Here is a 19328-nt window from a genome sequence, read left to right as displayed (position 1 = left end):
TCAAGCACGGTGTGTGCCCGATCGAAACGCCGCGGAGCAGGCGATGCCAGCGGACCCCGTGGAACTGGCTTTTCCAGGCCAACGGCATCGTCTCCCTCAAGGGGGAAGGCGCGAAGCAACTCAGGAGGTGCATCACAAGGTCCGTGCAATTTCCTTGATCTCGAAGAACTCCAGCTGATCACCTTCCTTGATGTCACTGTAGTTCTTGAGCTTGATACCGCACTCGAAGCCTTCCTTGACTTCCTTGACGTCGTCCTTGAGGCGGCGCACCGACTCGACTTCGCCCGTGTAGATGACCACGTTGTCGCGCAGCAGGCGGAAGCGGCAGTTGCGCGTGACCTGGCCCGACGTGACGTAGGAGCCTGCCACGGTGCCGATCTTGGAAGCCACGAACACGGTGCGGATCTCGGCAGTGCCGATCTCTTCCTCGCGCTGCTCGGGTGCCAGCATGCCGGACATGGCGGCCTTCAACTCGTCCACGGCGTCGTAGATGATGTTGTAGTAGTGCAGATCGACGTCGTTGGCCTCGGCCGTCTTGCGCGCGCCGGCATCGGCACGCACGTTGAAGCCGATCACGATCGCCTTGGAGGCGATGGCCAGGTTGACGTCGGACTCGCTGATGCCGCCCACGCCCGCATACACGAGCTGCACGCGGATCTCGTCGGTCGAGAGCTTGAGCAGCGAGGTGGCCAGTGCTTCCTGGGAGCCCTGCACGTCGGCCTTGATGATGATGGGCAGGTTCTTCACCTCGCCCGCCGTCATGTCGGCGAACACGTTCTCCAGCTTCGCGGCCTGCTGCTTGGCGAGCTTGGTGTTGCGGAACTTGCCGGCGCGGTAGGTCGCGATCTCGCGGGCACGGCGCTCGTCGGAGAGCACCATGAACTCGTCGCCGGCCTGCGGCACGTCGGACAGGCCCTGGATCTCCACCGGAATGGAAGGACCTGCGGACTTGGTCGCCTTGCCGTTCTCGTCCAGCATGGCGCGCACGCGGCCGGAGGTCTGGCCTGCCAGCACCACGTCGCCCACCTTCAGCGTGCCGGACTGCACCAGCACCGTGGCCACGGGGCCGCGGCCCTTGTCCAGCTGCGCCTCGATGACCAGGCCCTTGGCCATGGCTTCGACAGGCGCCTTGAGTTCCAGCACTTCGGCCTGCAGCAGCACCTGCTCGAGCAGGTCGTCGATGCCCATGCCGGTCTTGGACGACACGGGCACGAACGGCGACTCGCCGCCGTACTCTTCGGGCACGACTTCCTGGGCCACCAGTTCCTGCTTGACGCGGTCCGGGTTGGCATCGGGCTTGTCGGCCTTGGTGATGGCCACGACGATCGGCACCTTCGCCGCCTTCGCGTGCTTGATGGCCTCCCTGGTCTGCGGCATGACGCCGTCGTCGGCGGCCACCACCAGGATGACGATATCGGTCGCCTGGGCGCCGCGGGCACGCATGGCCGTGAAGGCCTCGTGGCCGGGGGTGTCCAGGAACGTGACGATGCCGCGCGGCGTCTCGACGTGGTAGGCGCCGATGTGCTGCGTGATGCCGCCGGCCTCGCCCGCAGCCACCTTGGCGCGGCGGATGTAGTCCAGCAGCGAGGTCTTGCCGTGGTCCACGTGGCCCATGACGGTGACCACGGGAGCGCGGGGCAGCGCCTCGGCCTGCTGGCCGGACACGTCCTCGTCGGGGAATGCTTCCGGATCGTCCAGGGCGGCCACGACGGCCTTGTGGCCCATTTCCTCGACCACGATCATGGCCGTGTCCTGGTCCAGTGGCTGGTTGATGGTGACCATCTGGCCCATCTTCATCAGCGACTTGATGACCTCGGACGCCTTGATCGACATCTTGTGCGCCAGCTCGGCCACGGTGATGGTCTCGGGCACGTGCACTTCGATGATGCGCGCCTCGACGGGCGCGGAGGCCTGGTGCGAATGCTCGTCGCGGTCGCCGCGCCGGCCGCGCGGACCGCTGCGCCAGTTGTTGCGGCCCACGCCGCCGCTGGCGTCGCCGCGGGTCTTGATTTCCTTCTTCTTGGCAGGATCGCCCGCCCAGCTCGAGGACAGCTTGGCGGATTTCACTTCCTTGCCGCCGCCGGCCGGCGCACCGGCCGCCGGACGCGCGCCGGGCGTGGCCGCGGGCTTGTGCAGCGTGCCCTTCTTGGCATCGGCCGCAGCCGCGGGCTTCGGAGCCGGCTTCGGCTCTTCGGGCTTCTTGGCGACCAGCACCTTCTTGGGCGCGGCCATCATGGCGCGGATCGCCTCGGCTTCGGCCAGGGCCTTGCGGCGGCGCTCGTCCAGGTCGGCGGCGCGCGCGGTCTCCTCGGCCGCACGGGCCTTGGATTCGGCCTCGGCCTTGGCACGTGCCTCGGCCTGCGCGGCATTGCGCGCAGCGGCTTCGGCAGCGGCCTCGCGCGAGGCCTCCTCGCGCACGGCGGACTCCTGGGCCTTCCTTTCGGCCTGCTGGGCGGCGTAGGCGGCTGCGCGCTCTTCGGCTTCGCGCTCGCGGCGCTCACGCTCCTCGCGCTCTCGGCGTGCAGTGCTCAGCTCTTCCTCCTGCCGGCTGATGAGGTCGGCCTGGCGGCGGGCCTCTTCCTCGCGGCGTGCGAGATCCTGCTCCTCGGCGGACGGCGCGGCGGTGTCTTCGGACATGGTGTCCTGGCCCTCGGCAGCGCCTTCGGCCACGTCGTCGCGCTTGATGAAGGTGCGCTTCTTGCGCACTTCCACCTGGATCGTGCGCGCCTTGCCCGTGGCATCGGCCTGCTTGATCTCGCTGGTGGACTTCTTGGTCAGCGTGATCTTCTTGCGGTCGGCCGTGGCGGTACCGTGGCTGGCCTGCAGGAAAGCGAGCAGCTTCTGCTTGTCGGATTCGGTCAGGGCATCGGACGGGGCAGCCTTGGACACGCCAGCGGACTTGAGCTGGTCGAGCAGGGTTTCCGGCGATTTCTTGAGTTCGCTGGCGAACTCGGCGACAGTGTTACTGGACATATTCAGTTCGTACCTCCCCTGACCCTTACTCTTGCCCCGCGAACCAATGTTCGCGCGCCTTCATGATCAAGGCCTTGGCTTCTTCCTCAGACTGGCCGGTCAGGGCGGTCAGTTCGTCGATGGCCAGGTCGGCCAGGTCATCACGGGTGTGGACGCCGCCCTCGGCCAGCTTGCCGATGAGCTCGGACGTCATCCCGTCCAGGTCCCGCAGGTTCTGCGAGACACCTTCCACGCTTTCCTCGCGGGCGATCTCCATGGTCAGGAGGGCGTCCTTGGCGCGGGCGCGCAGTTCGTTCACCGTGTCCTCGTCGAAGCTCTCGATCTCGAGCATCTCCTGCAGCGGCACGTAGGCCACTTCCTCGAGGCTGGCGAAGCCTTCCTCGATGAGGATGTTGGCGATTTCCTCGTCCACGTCGAGCTTCTCCATGAACAGGCGGCGGGACGCATCGGTCTCGTTGGCCTGCTTCTGGGCGGACTCGGCCGCGTCCATGATGTTGATCTTCCAGCCCGTCAGGTCGGAAGCGAGGCGCACGTTCTGGCCGCCGCGGCCGATGGCGATCGCAAGGTTCTCCTCGTCCACCACCACGTCCATGGCGTGCTTTTCCTCATCGACCACGATGGAGGACACGTTGGCCGGCGCCAGCGCGCCGATCACGAACTGCGCCGGATCCTCGGACCACAGCACGATGTCCACGCGCTCGCCGGCCAGCTCGTTGGTCACGGCATTGACGCGCGTGCCGCGCACGCCGACGCAGGTGCCGATGGGATCGACGCGCTTGTCGTGCGACAGCACGGCGATCTTGGCACGGCTGCCGGGGTCGCGGGCGCAGCTCTTGATCTCCAGCAGGCCCTGCTCGATCTCTGGCACCTCGTTGCGGAACAGCTCGATCATGAACTCGGGCGCGGAGCGCGAGAGGATGATGGGCGCGCCGCGCAGCGTGAGGTCCACCTCCATGATCATCGCCCGCACGCGGTCGCCGTTGCGCAGGTTTTCCTTGGGAATCATCTCGCTGCGGCGCAGGCGGCCTTCCACGCGGCCGGACTCGACGATGATGTCGCCCTTGTCCATGCGCTTGACGGTGCCGGTGAAGATCTTCTCGCCGCGCGACATGAAGTCGTTCAGCAGCATCTCGCGCTCGGCATCGCGGATCTTCTGCAGGATGACCTGCTTGGCGGCCATGGCACCGATGCGGCCGATGGGCACGGACTCGATGCCTTCCTCGATGTACTCGCCGACCTCGATGTCGGCAATGCGCTCCTGCGCATCCATCAGCAGTTCCTCGGCGTCCGGGTTCTGCAGGCCGGCGTCGTCGGGCACGACCAGCCAGCGGCGGAAAGTCTCGTAGTTGCCGCTGTCGCGGTCGATCGCCACGCGGATGTCCACCTCGCCCGGATAGAGCTTCTTGGTGGCCTGGGCCAGCGCCAGCTCCACGGCGCCGAACACCACGTCGCGCTCCACGTTCTTCTCGCGCGAAATGGCTTCAACCAACATCAACAGTTCGCGATTCATCGACGACTCTCCTATTTTTCAATCCCTTGAAGGCCCGCGCCCTGCGCGGCAACCCTTGCTTCGAATCCGCTGCGGCCCGTTTCAGTCCGGAGCCGGCCCGCCTTTCGGGCCGCGCCCCTTGAAGTCCACGATCGGCGCCAGCCGGGCGTCGCGCAGCTCGTCGAGCGTGAAGCCCAGGGCCTGCAGCGGCGCGGGCACCCGCTTCCTGCTGACCTTCTGGCCCGGCTTCGGGGGAGGCTCGTCGCTCCAGACGATCTGCCAGCCACCGGACTCGGTGCGCTCGAGCGTGCCGCGGAATTTCTTGCGGTTGGCGTTCACCTGGCCGGCGGCGGCCTCGCCGATGGGGGCCTTGAGCGTGATGTCGATCACCTCGCCGGCGAAGCGCTGGAAATCCTGTTCATGGCGCAGCGGGCGGTCGATGCCCGGCGAGGAGACCTCCAGGCGCTTGTAGTCCACGCCATCGACCTCCAGCGCGAACTGCAGCTGGCGCGTGACCTTCTCGCAGTCCTCGACCGTCACGAACGCCTCGGGGCCGGCCGGCGCAGCGGCATCGGGGGCGGTGCCTTCCGCAGGCGGCTGCCAGGGCAGATCGATGGTGATGCGCAGCAGCCCGCCGGCGGAGCGCTCGATCTCCACCAGGTCGTAACCCAGGCCCGCGACGGTTTGTTCGACGATCTGCTGCAATGCCACGTGTCGTTCAGCTCTGTTCCAGAAGTACAAAAAACCCGATAACCACCGGAGGAATCTCCCCGGCAGCTTCGAGCTCGAAGAAAAGCGAACGGCCAAAAAAAACGGGCGGTGGGGACCCGCCCGTTTGGCCGTGAAGCACTTATTGTAGCCTGCGGCGCACCGCTTTGCCAAGCTGGCGGCATGCAATTTGCATTGCAGGTGCGCAACAAACGTGGCGGCGCAGCGTCAGTTTCAGGCCGCTGCGCGCGCCTGGCGGATGTGCTCGAACACCGCCTGCGCCCGGGCATCCACGGGAGATGCGTCCCCCTCCTTCCGCAGTGCGGCGAGCATGCGCGCGAGCACGCCGGACTGCGGCAGCACGGGACCGAGGAAACGCGCATGGGTGCCATCGGCCACGAGCACGGTGGGGAAAGTCTCCACATCGAGTTCGCCGGCCAGGTCTTCCTCGTCCTCCACGTCCACCCACTCGAAGCGGACATCCGGATGGGCGGCACGCAGCGCCTCGAAGACGGCACCGTACTCGCGGCAGACGCCACACCAGGCGGCGCACAGGCAGACCACCCACCAGCCCGGGGCGGCGGGAGGGCCGCCGGCGGAAAGCGGTACTGGTGGAGAGATGGTGTCCGGCATGGTTTTTTCAACAGGCGTGGAAGAAGGGGCGGCGGACGGGAAAGAAGCAGGGGCCCGCTTTCACCGGCCCCGGCGCTCCCGTGCGTGGTACACGTCGATGGTACCCACCCCGGGCGCCTGGTTGCCCCAGGCGTTGCGCACGAAGGTGGCCACGGCGGCCACGTCGTCGTCGCCCAGCACCTGGGTGAAGGGCGGCATGCCGTGCGGCCGTGGATTGCCGGGCGTCACCGGAGGATAGCCGCCCTGGAGGATGGTGCGCACCACATTCACCGGCGATTCGAGCTGCACCGCGCGGTTGCCCGCCAGGGGAGGGAAGGCACCCGGGCGGCCCTGCCCTCCATCGCCGTGGCACTGCGTGCAATGGCGGTCATAGACCGCCCCGCCCCGCTCCATCGCGGTCCGGGACGGCGGCGGCAATGCCGCGGGCGCGGGACCTTCGGGCGCGGGACCTTCGGGCGCGGGCAGCGCGCGCAGGTAGGTCGCGATGGCGCGCAGGTCCGCGTCGTCCAGGTACTGCGTGCTGCGGAAGACCACCTCGGCCATCGGCCCGGTCACGGTGCCGCGCGGCGTGATCCCGTCGCGCAGCAGGGCCACCACCTCGTGCACCGGCCAGTCGGCGACGCCGGCCTCGCGCACCGTGTCCAGGGCCGGTGCATACCAGTTCTGCACGGGGATGAGCCCGCCGCGCAGGGCGCCGGCATCGCGCGTGGCGCCCAGGGCATTGCGCGGACTGTGACAGGCCGCGCAATGCCCCAGGCCCTGCACGAGGTAGCGGCCGCGGTTCCAGTCGGCTGGCCGGCCGGGTTCGGGCGCGAGGCCACCCGGGCGGAAGAACAGCGCCCGCCACACGGCCAGCGCGGCCTGGGTGCCATAGGGGAAGCCGAGTGCGTGCGGCCGCGGGGCCTGGCGCACCGGCGGCAGGCTGCGCAGGTAGGCGTGGACGGCGTCGGCATCCTCCCGCGCCACATGCGTGTAGCTGGGATATGGGAATGCCGGGTAGAGCAGCCGCCCGTCCCGCGAGCGGCCATGGTGCAGGGCGCGCCAGAAGGCCGCATCCGACCAGCGGCCCAGGCCGGTGTCGGGGTCGGGGGTGAGGTTGGTGCTGTACACCGTGCCGAACGGCGTCTCGATGCCGCGGCCACCCGCGAACGGCGCGCCGCCCGGCGCGGTATGGCAGGCCATGCAGTTGCCGGCCCGGGCCAGGTATTCGCCCCGGGCGATGGCCTGGGTCGTGGCGGACGCGGGCGGGCCGTCGTCCAGCGGCAGCGGGGCTTCGCCCCAGCGGTTGAGCACGGCCACGAGCACGGCGCAGGCCGCCAGCCCGCCCAGCAGGGCCATGCCCGCACGCGCAGGCCAGCGCCGCCAGAAGCCCGGTGTATGCGGTGGCGGCCCGTTCATGGCGTGCTCCCCCGGGCGGACATGTCCACGCCGCCGCAGGGCATGGGCAGCGGGCCGGCGGGTGCGTCGGCGGGCTTGCCGCTGCCGGCTACCGGCTGGGCGGCGAGCCAGGCCGAGATGGCGCTCACGTCCTCGGCCGTGAGCTGCCGCGCCACGTGGGCCATGCAATCGGGCGCCTGCGAGCGGCGCTGGCCGGTCTGCCAGGCGCCGATCTGGCTGTTGAGGTAGTCGCGCGGCAGGCCGACGAGCGCCGGGATGGCCGGCTGCACGCCGGTCATGGCGCCGCCGTGGCACTGCACACAGGCGGGAATGCCGCGGGCGGCATCGCCCTCGCGCACCAGCCGGCGGCCCCGCTCCAGCGTCGCCGGAAGGGCCTGGGGCGGAGGCGGCGCGGCATAGGGAAGCTCCAGCGTGGAGAAATGCTGGGCGATCTCGCGCAGATAGCCGTCCGTCATGTGCTCGAGCAGGTAGGACATCTGCGGGTAGCTGCGGCGCCCGTCGCGGAAGTTCAGGAGCTGGTGGTACAGGTAGCCCGCCGGCTTGCCGGCGATGCGCGGAAAGTAGCCCTGCTGGGTAGCCCGCCCCTCCCGGCCGTGGCAGGCCGTGCAGGCGATGACCCGGTCGGCCATGCCGGAAGCCGGCGCCGGCGTGGCGGGCACCGGGGCGCTGGCGGGTGCCTGTGCCGCGGCAGGGCCGGCGCCGCCCACCATCGCAGCCATCGCCATGGCCGCTACCCACCGCTCCGCCCTGCCCGCCTGCCTGTCCCGGTGGATAACTGCGGCCTCACTGGCCCGGAGCCGGGCGGTGCAACGGTGCAGCAGGCAAGAAAGGAATGCAGGCCAGGGCGAGCCTGGGGGCATGGACGGCATGGGGGGTTGTCTCTTTGTTCGTCGTATGGGCGGAGCGCCCTGCCCCGCCACTCTACGCACCCCCGGCCGGCACGTACAGCCCGCCGCATCACACCGCTGCACTCCACGCCTGCATCCGCCCTGGAACGCACAGGCGTCCAGGGCGCCGGTGGCGGTTCAGGGCAGGATGCTGGCCGCCCGGGCCCTGGCCACGATCGCATCGGCGTCGCGGCGCAGCAGCAGGCGCTGCGCCACCAGCCCGTCGGCGGCGCGGGACACGGTGGCCACGTATCCCGCCTGCGAGCCGTACAGCTCCTCCAGCGACGGCCGACCGTCGCCCGCGGCCAGGCGCGCCGCGCGCGTCTTGTGGAACGGGATGAAGCTGCCCGTGAGGTTCGAGAGATCGACGATGCCGGGCGTGGCCACTTCATTGAACTCGATGCTCGTGCCCAGCGGCGCCTGGGCCTCCACGCTCTGGATGCCGGCCCGCGCCAACCCGGTCGCCGGATCCACCTGCGGCACCAGGATGGCGTAGTCGCGCCCCACCACCCGCGGAGGCAGCACCGTGGCGATGCCCGATTCGTCCTGCGGCACGTACTGCGGCCCGAAATCCAGCAGCGTGAAGCCGTTGTAGCGCGCCTGGTAGCGGAACTCCGGAATGGGTGCCTGCAGGCCACCCGCGCTCCAGGTCAGCCCCTTCATGGCCGGATAGGCGACCAGGGCCGGGCGCACCAGCGTGCCGTCCGCGATACGGGGCACCTGGCTGGCTGGCGGCTCGGTGCCGCGCACCACCCAGTCCTCCAGCGCGAGAAACAGTGCCCGGAAGGTGTCGTTGAAATGCACCACGGTGCCCGCGGGATAGACGGTGCGCGAGGGCGCGTAGCTGATGCTTTCCACGCCACCCGCCCCCCCGTGCTGCGTGCTCGCGTAGTTAGTAATAGATGCGCGCGTTGGCGGGCTGGGCGATGTCGCGCTGGCCCTGCGCATCGGTGAGCACGGGCGAGCCCTGCAGTTGCCAGAACTCGGTGCCCGACAGGCCCAGGAAGAAGCGGGGGCAGGTGCCGGTCGCGCTGCAGCGGCGCATCACCCCGCCCTCGCGGCCGCTGACCGCATCCACGTAGTCCGCCGCCAGGCCGCGCGGCGCCATCTGCCCGAAGGCCGTGTGGTCGGTGCGCAGGCCGCCACCGCCGCCGGGCACGGCGAAGCGGGTGTTGACGTTGGTCTGCCGCGCCGCCACGTGGGCATAGATGCCGTCGAACACCATGCCACCGTCCAGCCGCTGGTTGAAGCCCAGGTGCAGGAAGGTCTTCATGGCATTGCCCGACTGGGACGTGCCCTGCCCGATCACGTGCGTGATGCGGCCCGCCAGCGGATTGGCCCGGCCATCCGCATCGGCGGCCCGGCCGCGGAAGAATCCCACGGTATCGCGCAGCGCGGCAAGCCCCACGCCCATGACCTTCGGGTCCTTGGCCACATAGACCAGCTCGTACAGGTACTGCGGATCGAACCCGCCGCGCAGGCAGACGCTGGCGGGGCTGGGCGTGCCCGGGAACGGGTTGGCCCCGGTATCGCAGGCGGCGAACTTCCAGTCCGCGGCCGGTATGGCCTCGCGCGCATCCGTCTCGTTGCGGCGGCGTGTGAGCGAATAGCCCGGCTGCGTGTTGTCCAGGCCCGCGGGCTCATAGGGAGTCATGGTGCCGTCGAAGACGCCTCCGGGCAGCGCCATGGCCGGGGCCGCGGCGGTGGGCACCAGTTCCGTGCGGTAGGGGCCGGTGATGCTGCTGCCGTCGGCATTGCGGGCCACGGGCACGGTGGCCGTGAGCCGCGCGGGCGAACTCTTGGGCACGTCGCCCTGCCAGGCCGAATAGAGGAAGGTGTAGCCGCGTTCGAAATACACCGCATCGCCCGGAACGGCCGCCGGATTGGGCAGCGTGAGGATGTTGCCGCGGTTGGGCGCGTCGTAGCGCAGCACGCCGCCGGCCTTGGACATGTCCTTGGGCTTGAGCAGCACGAAGTCGGCGCTGTACTCCACCATGCCGCGGCTGTTGCGTGGCGCGAGTTGCAGGTCCTGGATGACCGCGTTGCGCGGATCCGCCGGATCCAGTTCGCCCTGCACCGTGCCCGACACCTTTTCATAGGCGCCCACGCTGCCGAAGCTGCCGGGAAAGTCTTCGGTGGCACCGATGGTGATGCGCAGCTTCGGCGCACCGCCGGGCAGCGACGATGAACCGCCGCCTCCGCCGCAGGCAGCCAGCAGCGCGGCGGCTGCGAGCGCCGCGGCGGCGGCGGGGAATGGGCGCCGCGGGCGGGCGCGCCGGGAAATGGCTCCGGGAAAGTGCATGGCAATGTCTCCAGTGTTGTCGTTGTGGAATGCGCAAGCCGCCGCCAGGAACGCCGGAATCCGGAGCGCAACCGCCCCTGGCGATGCGCGATGCCATGCGTTCCGGGCGCAAAGTGCCCTGTGCGGACTGCCGGGCTGCACGCCCGGTACGGAAGGTGTGGGTAGGGGCCTATTCCGGATCGATGCCCGCGGCCTTGATCACCTTGCCCCACTTCTGCGTCTCGGCCGCCTGGAAGCGGGCCAGCTCGGCCGACGTGGTGGTCCAGGGCTCGGAGCCGGCGGTGTCGTAGAACGACTTCGCCGCGGCGCTCTGCGTGGCCGCGGCCAGCAGCTCGTTCAGCCGCGACACCACGGGTGCCGGCGTACCGCTGGGCACGTAGGCGGCGAACCAGTAGCCCATGTCGTAACCCTTGACGCCCGCCTCCTCCAGCGTAGGCACGTCCGGCAGCTGCGCGCTGCGCTTTTGCGTGGAATAGCCCAGCGCGCGCAGCTTGCCCGACTTGATCTGCGGCACACCGGTGGAGGTGTCGGTGATCATCATGTCGATCTGCCCGCCGAGCAGGTCGGTGATGGCGAGCGGGTTGCTCTTGTAGGGCACGTGCAGGATGTCCACGCCGGCCAGCTGCTTGAGCATTTCACCGGCCATGCGGCTGGAGGAGCTGCCGCTGCCGAAGCTCAGCTTGCCGGGGTTCTTCTTCGCGGCGGCCAGCAGGTCGGCCACGCTGCGGTAGGGCGCGCCGGCATTCACCACCAGCACCTGCCCGCCCTTGCCCAGGCCCGTGACGGGCACGAAATCCTTCACCGGGTCGTACGGCAGCTTCCGGTACAGGTGCTCGTTGGCGGCGTGGGTGGTGTTCGTCGTGATGAGCACCGTATAGCCGTCCGGCGGCGCCTTGGCCACCGCCTGCGCGGCGATCATGCCGCTCGCGCCGGCCTTGTTGTCCACGACCACGGGCTGCTTCGTGTCGGTGGTGATCGCCTGCCCCAGGGCGCGTGCGAGCTGGTCGGTGGCGCTGCCTGCCGCGAAGGGCACCACGAAGGTGAGCGGTTTGGACGGATAGGCGGCCGGCTGGGCCGTGACGGATGCGGCCGTGCCGAACAGGGCGAAGGCGGCGGCTGCCAGGGCCATGCGGCGGCGCGACAGGCTGAAGGCGGGATGGTTCATGGTGGCGTTGTCTCCTTGTGGATTTATGTAGGAATGTGCATGCACTCCGCCGTCAGGGCGGGCCGGCCAGGTGCTGCGCGAGCACGGCGGGCACCTGCAGGGGCAGGTCCAGCAGCAGGTAGGCGAGCGCCTTGCCGTGGCTGTCGAGATTGAGGGAATCGTTCACGCCGCCGTCGAGCACGTCGTCGATCACGAAATTCATCGCGTGCAGTTGCGGCAGCAGGTAGCGGCGCACGCGGCTCGGCCGGCGCTGGCCGAACCGGCGCGCCACGGCATCCTCGGTCACCTGCTCCACCAGCACGTCCCAGAGTGCCGGATGCCAGGCGATCACGCTGATGTTCGAGCGGTTGCCCTTGTCGCCGGTGCGCCCGTGCGCCAGCCGGTAGAGCGGCACGGCGACCGGGTCGCCGGAGGCCGCTGCAGCGGCCGAATGCGGAATATCCATCGCGTCCGTCCTTTCAATCCAGGAACCGGTGCCCGGTCGGCACCGACTCTCGCGGCACCAGGCACGACACCATGCCCAGGCGCGGCCGCATGGCGGTGCGCACGCCGCCGCCGCCCGCCGGGCCGCAGCAATACAGGGCCGTAACCTCCCGCACCAGCCGCCGGGCCGCCGCATGGTCGCGGTGCTGCAGCGCTGCGCGCAGGCGCACGTCGCGGGCGTCGCCCTGGGGTGCCTCGTCCAGCCAGCGGCTGGCGTCGTCGCCGAACACACTGGTCACGCCGATCAGGTCCAGGCGCAGCGGCGCCACGCCGGCCAGGCGCTCGCGCAGCGTCTCTCCCGCCAGCCGCGCCCGCGCCTCGGCCCTGGGCCCTGCATAGGAGATCTCGCCCTCGGCAAACCAGCCAGCCTCGAAGCACACATTCACCTTCAGGGCCGCGGGCCGCGGATGCCCGCGCACGCCCTCGAGCCGCACGCGGCCCGGCGCGATCTCGCGCACCGTGGCGGCGGTGATGTCCGCGACCACGTCGGGGGTGAGGTAGGCCGCCGGATTGTGCAACTCGTAGAGCAGTTGCTCCTTCACCGTGCGTTCGTCGATGCGCCCGCCCGTGCCCGCCGGCTTGGACAGCGTGCAGTGGCCGTCGGCATCGATCTCGGCGATGGGATAGCCCAGCTGCGCCATGCCGGGCACGTCCTTGTAGCCCGGATCGGCGAAATACCCGCCGGTGACCTGCGCGCCGCACTCCAGCAGATGGCCGGCCATGGTGGCGCGGGCCAGGCGGTCCCAGTCGTCCAGGCTCCAGCCGAAATGCGCCAGCGCGGGCCCGACCACGAGCGAAGGATCCGCCACCCGCCCGCACACCACGATATCGGCCCCCTCGCGCAGCGCCCCGGCGATCGGCTCCGCGCCGATGTAGGCATTGGCGCTCACCACCGGCTCGGCAGGCAGCGCGGCACCCAGGGCGCCGGACAGCAGCGGCTGGTGGCCGGGGCTGCTCAGGTCGTCGCCATGCACCACGGCAACACGCGGGCGCCGCAGGCCGAGTTCCGCGGCCAGCTGGTGGATGTGGCGCGCAGCGCCGTCCGGATTCGCGGCGCCGAAATTGCTCACGATGCGGATGCCGTGTTCCAGGCAGAGAGCGAGTACCGGGCGCAGCAGTTCGTCGAGCAAAGGCTCGAAACCGGCCTGCGGATCCGACCGGCGGGCCAGTTGCGCGAGGGCCAGGGTGCGCTCAGCGAGCGTCTCGAAGATGAGCACGGCCGGGCCGCCACTGCCGATCAGTTTCCGCACCACGGGCAGCGCGGCATCGGTGCGGTCGCCCGAAAAGCCGGCTGCGCAGCCGATGCGCAAGATGTCTCCATTCGCCATGCGTTGTGGTCTCCTGGGCCCAATGTAGGCGCCGTGGCTTGTTTCGTGAAATAGATTGTTAAGATGGATTCATCCGTTTTTCCGATCAATCCACCGACTCCATCCGCCACGCCGCTCTGCCCCGGGTCCATGCATCTTTCCAGCCGCCACATCGACGCATTCCTTGCCCTGGCGCAGGAGCGCAGCTTCACGCGCGCGGCCGGCCTGTGCCACCTCTCGCAGCCGGCGTTCAGCGCCCTCGTGCGCTCGCTGGAAGAAGGCCTCGCGCTGCGCCTGTTCGACCGCAGCACGCGCCACGTGGAGCTGACGCAGGAAGGCCTGCAGTTCCTGGAGTCCGCACGGCGCCTGCGCGCGGAGATCGACAGCGCGATCGGCATGGCGCGCGATGCGGCGCAGCTGCGGCGCGGCCGGGTGTCCCTGGCGCTGCTGCCCTCGCTGGCCGCAGGCTGGCTGCCAGGCATCCTGGCCGGCTTCCGGGCCGACCATCCCCGGATCGAACTCGACATCGCCGACGTGCTGTCCGAGCCCTGCATCGAACGCGTGGCGTCGGGCCGCGCGGACTTCGCGCTGGCGGCCATCCGCGCCGATACACCGTCCCTGCAGGCCGAACCGTTCTGCAGCGATGGATTCCATCTCGTGTGCCGCGCCGACCATCCGCTGGCGAAACGCCGCCCCCGCGGCGGCCTGCAGATGCAGGACCTCGCACCCTGGCCATTCGTGCACCTCGCGCGCACCAGCAGCGTGCGGCAATATCTGGAGGCCGCCATCCATCCCCACGCCATGAACACGCTGATGGAGGTCGAGCAGCTGGCCACGGTCATGGGCATGGTGCGCGCAGGCATCGGCATCAGCGTGGTGCCCACGCTCACGCTCTTTCACTTCTCGCAGCCCGGCCTCGTGACGCGGCCGCTGTCGCTGCCTGCGCTCACGCGCCAGGTCTTCCTCGTGCGCCGGCGCGGCCGCGACCTGTCCGTCGCCGCCCGGGAGCTCTACCGCCGGGTGATGGCGAGTCGTCCGCGGGTGTAAGAATAGCCAGCCGCCCAGCCCCACCCGCGCCCACCGCCCCTCCAATGTCCACCGAGCCTACGGAATCGCCATTGCCTCCCGCTGCACCGCAGGAATCCGGGCAGGACCGTTCCCTGCCCCTTGCCATCGGCTTCGTCGTCCTGGTGGCCCTGCTGCTTATCGGTTCGAACGTGTGGCTGGCGTGGCGCGCCCACCAGGCCGAATGGCAGCAGGCGCGGGTCTTCGCCCAGAACCTGTCCCGTGCCATGGCGCAGCAGATGGACGGCCTGGCCACGGAGGTGGGCCGCGAGCTGGTCTCCATCCAGTACGAACTGGAGCGCGACGAGCTGTCGCCCGCGCAGCTGGACGCACTGCAGCCCATGCTGGTCAACCAGGTGTCCCTGGCGGAGCACCTGCAGGGGCTGTTCGTATTCGGCAGGAACGGTGAATGGCTCGTGCACAGCCTGCCGGTACAGCCTCCGGCCGCCAACAACGCGGACCGCGAATACTTCATCCACCACCGCGACAATCCCAGCACGCTGACCTACGTCAGCAAACCCCTGCAGAGCCGAACGACGGGTGAATGGGTCATACCGCTGTCACGCCGCATCAACGACGCCCTGGGCGGCTTTGCGGGCGTCGTGCTCGCCACCCTCCGCGTCCGGCACGTGCAGGAGGTGCTGCAGGGCTTCGACGTGGGAAACAAGGGCGCCATCGCGCTGCTGCGCACGGACGGCACGGTGCTGACGCGCAAGCCTTTCCGCGTGGAGGACCTGGGCCGCACGCTGCCGGCTTCGCAGCTGCCGCAATTCCTCCAGTCCCGCTCGGGCCTCACCGTCGTGCCGTCACCCATCGACGGCGTGGTGCGCCTCGTCAGCTTCGAATACGCGCGCAATGTCCCGCTCGCGGCGGCCGTGGCACTGTCGGAGGACGATATCCTCGCGGAGTGGCGCAAGGCCACGGCCGCGCAGATCGCAGGCATCCTGCTGCTGCTCGCCGTGATCGGTCCTGCGGGGGCGTACCTGATCCGCACCGTGAAGATGCGGCGCGACGCAGACCTCCGGCTGCGCACGACCCACGAGGCGCTGGTCGAGGCGCACGCGCGCATGGAGCACATGGCAGAGCACGACGGGCTTACCGGATTGCGCAACCGGCGCGCCTACGACCGGCGCATCCGCGAAGTCATGGCGCAATGCCGGCGCTACCAGCGGCCCGTCTCGGTGGTGATGTTCGACGTCGATTTCTTCAAGCTCTACAACGACGCCCTGGGGCACCTGGAAGGGGACGAATGCCTGCGCCGTGTGGCGCACGCGCTGGCGGGATCGATCCGCCGGCCCGGGGACTTCATCGCCCGCTACGGCGGCGAGGAATTCGCCATCGTCCTGCAGGAAACCGACGCGCCGGGTGCCCTGCAGGTGGCCCGGGCCGCCCGCTCCGCGGTCATCGCCCTGCACCTGCCGCACCCCGGCAGCCCTTTCGGCCACGTCACCGTGAGTGGAGGCGTCGCCTGCTGCCCGGGGCGCGAATCCGAAACACCGGAAGAACTGCTGGGCCGCGCCGACACCGCCCTCTACGAAGCGAAGCAGCAGGGCCGCGACCGGATCGTGGCGGCGGACAGCCACCCATCCGGCGCCGGCCATTGACACCCGCAGGAGGCCGGCCGGGGCTCCCATGCCCTTGCGGCCGTCCGGTGCCGGGTATCCGATCTCTGCGGTGCAGCACCTTTCGCGGAGCCATCCGGCAACGGCCCGGAAACAGACCGCTGCCGGACACCGCTCAGCGGTTGGCGCAGAAGCCGAACTGCACGCTGGCGCCGGCCTGCAGCGTGCGGTTCCAGGCCGCGCCCTGGGCAAGAAGCTCATTGCCTGCCTGGGTCACCTGAGAGTCCCAGGCGTTATAGACCGTCCCCGCCACCGGGATGCGCACAGCCCAGTCCACCGGACCGGCATTGGGGTTGTTCACCATCACATTCAGGCAATAGCCCTGGCCCCAGTCGCTGTTGACACTGGTGGCGTAGGTGACCGGACCGGTGGGGGGCGCCGGTGGCGTGGAATCCGGTACGGACCAGGCCGAGCCGGGTGCGGGGAGCGCCGAGGGGAACTGCACGCCCAGCGGAAGCTCGGGCCCCACGCTCAGCGGCACGCCCGACACTTCCAGCGCCTGGCCGAACATATCGGTGATTTTCAGGTCAAACGGCCCCGGCCCCATACCGCCCGGTGCGAGGAAGTAGTTGTACATCTGCCGTTCCAGTGGCACATAGGTACCGCCCGAACCGCTCGTGCGATAGGCGAGCGAAGCGACCGCATTGCGCTGGTTGCGCACCTGCAGGGCGCTCCACGAAGCGCTGGAACCTTCCTTGAAAACGACGGTCGCCTGTGCATCGGGGCCCGACACGTAGCGCCAGCGCAGCGAGACGATGCCTGCTTCCAGCGGGGCGATCTGCGCGAAGGCCGGCATGGCCAGATCCAGCGCGCGCGGCGGGCATTCGGGGCAGCGATTGTCCACACGAACCACCACTTTGCTCGACGTTGCGGGATTCAGCACCTCGAGGTAGGCCCCGCATGCCTGCGAGCCCTGGTAGTCGGAATCGTTGATGGCCACGGTCAAGACGTGCTCCGGAAACGGCAGGCTGCAATTGCCGCCGCCGTCGTAGCCATAGTTCGTGCCGCGCCCGGTATAGGTGTCACCCGGGGTGACTTGCGCAGCCACCGGCAGCACGACTGCCAGCGCCAGCCAGCCCAAGGCCCGCGCACAGCGCCGACCGAATATGGAAGACAGAAATTTCGACATGGGTTCCTCCCGACATGGTGCGGCGCCTGGCGACCATCGCCAGCGTCCACCTTCGGCCCGGAGGACGGAACGGCCATCGCGCTCAGCCCTGCCCGGGCCTCCCACACCGGTTGTACCCAGCCGGTGCTCACCAGGGAATCATGAACACGAAGAGAATCACTGCCAAAGCGATGCCGGCCACCCAGAGGGTGCGGGCACTGGCGAACCGGTTGCGGCTCGAGGATGTGGGTACGGCGCCAGCCGAGTTGCGTGGTGCGTTCATGGGGTCTTCTCCATCGACAGGTTGAAAGCCCGACGGTAACCCCCGGCGCCCCTGCACCGCGTCGGACAAGGCCATGCCAGCGGGTCGCGCAATGCCCCGAGGCCCGGCGGAAGTGGCAGGGGTAACAGGTCTCAGACCCACTCGTCCTGTGCCGGGGCGTCCGCGGGAAAGAAGTTGAGGTAGTGGACCAGGCGGGGCCGGTCGGTACTGTTGGGACGGCTGCCATGCGGGAGGGCGTGGTGCCAGATGATGAGATCGCCCGCGCGCCCGGCGATGGGCACCGCGCCCAGCGCCTGCAGGTCCTGCGTACGGGCCGATGCCGGTCCCCCCGGGAGGCCCTCCAGCCATACGCCGAGCCGGTGGTGGAAGCCGGGCACCAGGGTGAGCGCCCCCTGCTCCGACCGGGTGTCGGTCAGGTACAGGATGCCCTGGGTACCGAAGGGTACGGGGATGCGCAGGCTGACGTCCCAGTGGAGGTGCGGGCCGGGAAACCTGTGGGACGGGGTTTCCGGCGCATTGAAACCCACGCGGTCGGTGGTGCACCACAGGTCCGCCGTCCCCCAGAGCTGGGCGAATGCCTTGTGGATGCGCAGGTTGCGCCGGTTGCGCTCCAGGGCCGCGTGCTGGAAGAGCTGCACCATGATGCCGTGGTCATTCGGGGGATACCAGGTGGAAGGATCCTCCGGCCGGGCGTGGAGGAATTCCCAGATCGCGCCCGCCGTGGCCTCGGCATCGGCCGGGAGCACGGCGTCGTGCAGCACCACGTAGCCCTGGGCGTCCCAGAAGGCCAGGTCCTCGGCGGACAGCACCGGCGCTATGCGGTCCACCTCGGCGATCAACCGCTGCGCGCCGGGGGGCGGCGGCAATCCCGACAGCGCGGCGTCGATCCGGACCACGCGGTCCGTGGGCGGCGGCCCCGCCGTTTCCTGCAGCCACCGCGCGAAGTCCTGGAAGTCGGCTCCCGGATTGCGGCCAAACCAGGCATGGAAGGGCTCGATGCCGATGCCCAGGGCATGCAGCACCCAGTGGTCTTCGCGCCACTGCGGCATGGGCACCCCGGCAGCGCGCCCCTGCCGTGCCAGCGCCATGCGGTTCCACGCGCCCTTCAGCACGGCGATACCTGCCCAATCCGCTGCACTCATCGTTTTCCTTCGCGCGTGCGCCCGCAAAATTGCCTGCACATTCTCTCCGGATGCGGAGAGTGCGGAAGGGGTGGCGCCCCGCTTGGCGGTCAGCGCGCCGGAACGGCCTCGGCCTTCGTGGGCACTTCCGCTTCGGTGCGCCGCTCGACCGCATCGGCGTGCAGCGCTTCGTTGAACTGGTCCACCACCAGCGCCCAATGTGCATCCGCCTTGAGCTGCTCTGCCAGGAACTGGCGCTGCGCATCGTTCCAGAACGGGGCATCGGCCACCTGCACCCCGGCGCCGAGCTGGTGGGTGTGGATGAAGCGGGTGATGGCATCCGGGCTCTCATCCAGGCCCAGTTGCAGGAACAGGTTGGTCATCGTCGGTTCGGTGGTGATCACGGGAAGGCTCCTGGTGTGCAATAGATGCCACCGACCTTAGAGCCTGTTTACGATCTTCGACACAGCAAAGCCAAGAATGCCAAGTGGACGAACTGCAAGCTGGTGTTGAGCAACCTCTCGCAGTTCTTCCATAAACGCCTGTTCTTGTCCAACCAGGCAAAGCTGCGCTCCACCACCCAGCGCTGAGGCATCACCTTGAACGCGTGCAACTCGCTTCGCTTGGCGATCTGAACGGTGACGTGCTCGCCCAGGATCTCTTGCACGCCCAGGGCGAACGGCTTGCCCACGTAGCCGCTGTCGCACAGCAGGCTTCGCACCCTGCCCAGCGCAGGTTGGCAGCGCTGCAGCGCCTGCAAGGCTCCTTTGCGGTCCGTCACTTC

At 69.4% G+C, this 19328-nt stretch carries 16 protein-coding genes and 1 pseudogene; 2 read left to right on the top strand and 15 right to left on the bottom strand.

What is annotated here, in order from left to right:
* Window positions 1-132: 132 nt before the first annotated feature.
* From infB to BLR05_RS22080, 10 genes and pseudogenes are all read right to left on the bottom strand, one after another.
* Window positions 133-2973: a translation initiation factor IF-2 gene (gene infB / locus BLR05_RS22125; protein WP_092839024.1), complete on the bottom strand. Its 2841-nt coding sequence runs from the start codon at window positions 2971-2973 to the stop codon at window positions 133-135.
* A 25-nt stretch (window positions 2974-2998) separates the two neighbouring features.
* Window positions 2999-4483, bottom strand: coding sequence for a transcription termination factor NusA (gene nusA / locus BLR05_RS22120; RefSeq protein ID WP_013594288.1), 1485 nt, complete (start codon window positions 4481-4483; stop codon window positions 2999-3001).
* Window positions 4484-4564: 81 nt separating this feature from the next.
* Window positions 4565-5173: a ribosome maturation factor RimP gene (gene rimP / locus BLR05_RS22115; RefSeq protein WP_092839021.1), complete on the bottom strand. Its 609-nt coding sequence runs from the start codon at window positions 5171-5173 to the stop codon at window positions 4565-4567.
* Window positions 5174-5404: 231 nt separating this feature from the next.
* On the bottom strand, window positions 5405-5803 hold the full coding sequence (locus tag BLR05_RS22110; protein WP_092839018.1) for a thioredoxin family protein: 399 nt from the start codon (window positions 5801-5803) through the stop codon (window positions 5405-5407).
* A 60-nt stretch (window positions 5804-5863) separates the two neighbouring features.
* Entirely contained in the window at window positions 5864-7201 is a 1338-nt protein-coding gene (locus BLR05_RS22105) for a c-type cytochrome (RefSeq protein WP_092839015.1), read from the bottom strand.
* Window positions 7198-7926, bottom strand: coding sequence for a c-type cytochrome (locus BLR05_RS22100; protein WP_377778532.1), 729 nt, complete (start codon window positions 7924-7926; stop codon window positions 7198-7200). Before BLR05_RS22100 ends, BLR05_RS22105 begins: the two co-directional genes overlap by 4 nt.
* 300 nt (window positions 7927-8226) lie before the next feature.
* Window positions 8227-10390 (bottom strand): annotated as a pseudogene (locus BLR05_RS22095) (alpha/beta hydrolase domain-containing protein).
* 169 nt (window positions 10391-10559) lie between these two features.
* Window positions 10560-11555, bottom strand: coding sequence for a Bug family tripartite tricarboxylate transporter substrate binding protein (locus BLR05_RS22090; protein WP_092839012.1), 996 nt, complete (start codon window positions 11553-11555; stop codon window positions 10560-10562).
* Between the two features lie 52 nt (window positions 11556-11607).
* Window positions 11608-12000: an AtuA-related protein gene (locus BLR05_RS22085; RefSeq protein WP_092839009.1), complete on the bottom strand. Its 393-nt coding sequence runs from the start codon at window positions 11998-12000 to the stop codon at window positions 11608-11610.
* Between the two features lie 13 nt (window positions 12001-12013).
* The gene (locus BLR05_RS22080; RefSeq protein WP_092839006.1) at window positions 12014-13366 is read right to left on the bottom strand and encodes an acyclic terpene utilization AtuA family protein; all 1353 of its coding nucleotides are present in this window, start codon (window positions 13364-13366) and stop codon (window positions 12014-12016) included.
* Window positions 13367-13495: 129 nt separating this feature from the next.
* On the opposite strand from BLR05_RS22080, the gene BLR05_RS22075 reads away from it, so the two are divergent.
* Together BLR05_RS22075 and BLR05_RS22070 are read left to right on the top strand one after the other, a co-directional pair.
* A complete protein-coding gene (locus tag BLR05_RS22075) occupies window positions 13496-14392 on the top strand; it encodes a LysR family transcriptional regulator (protein ID WP_092839003.1) in 897 nt (298 codons plus the stop codon).
* Between the two features lie 44 nt (window positions 14393-14436).
* Complete coding sequence (locus BLR05_RS22070) at window positions 14437-16014, top strand: sensor domain-containing diguanylate cyclase (RefSeq protein ID WP_092839000.1); 1578 nt, start codon at window positions 14437-14439, stop codon at window positions 16012-16014.
* Between the two features lie 133 nt (window positions 16015-16147).
* Here BLR05_RS22070 and BLR05_RS22065 read toward each other — a convergent pair whose 3' ends face one another.
* The 5 genes from BLR05_RS22065 to BLR05_RS22050 all read right to left on the bottom strand — a co-directional run.
* The gene (locus BLR05_RS22065) at window positions 16148-17161 is read right to left on the bottom strand and encodes an expansin EXLX1 family cellulose-binding protein (protein WP_092838997.1); all 1014 of its coding nucleotides are present in this window, start codon (window positions 17159-17161) and stop codon (window positions 16148-16150) included.
* A gap of 127 nt (window positions 17162-17288) precedes the next feature.
* Window positions 17289-17423 (bottom strand): hypothetical protein, encoded by a 135-nt coding sequence (locus BLR05_RS27540; RefSeq protein ID WP_019700501.1) that lies wholly within the window; start codon window positions 17421-17423, stop codon window positions 17289-17291.
* Between the two features lie 131 nt (window positions 17424-17554).
* Window positions 17555-18565: a phytanoyl-CoA dioxygenase family protein gene (locus BLR05_RS22060; RefSeq protein WP_225979255.1), complete on the bottom strand. Its 1011-nt coding sequence runs from the start codon at window positions 18563-18565 to the stop codon at window positions 17555-17557.
* 89 nt (window positions 18566-18654) lie between these two features.
* Window positions 18655-18948 (bottom strand): DUF2789 domain-containing protein, encoded by a 294-nt coding sequence (locus tag BLR05_RS22055; RefSeq protein WP_092838994.1) that lies wholly within the window; start codon window positions 18946-18948, stop codon window positions 18655-18657.
* Between the two features lie 47 nt (window positions 18949-18995).
* A partial coding sequence (locus BLR05_RS22050) for a transposase (protein WP_143015873.1) occupies window positions 18996-19328 on the bottom strand: 333 nt, incomplete at its 5' end.

The sequence above is a fragment of the Paracidovorax cattleyae genome (assembly GCF_900104515.1).
GTDB lineage: Bacteria > Pseudomonadota > Gammaproteobacteria > Burkholderiales > Burkholderiaceae_C > Paracidovorax > Paracidovorax cattleyae.
Note: the sequence above shows the minus strand (reverse complement) of the source record. Positions and strands in the feature narration are given on the sequence as shown.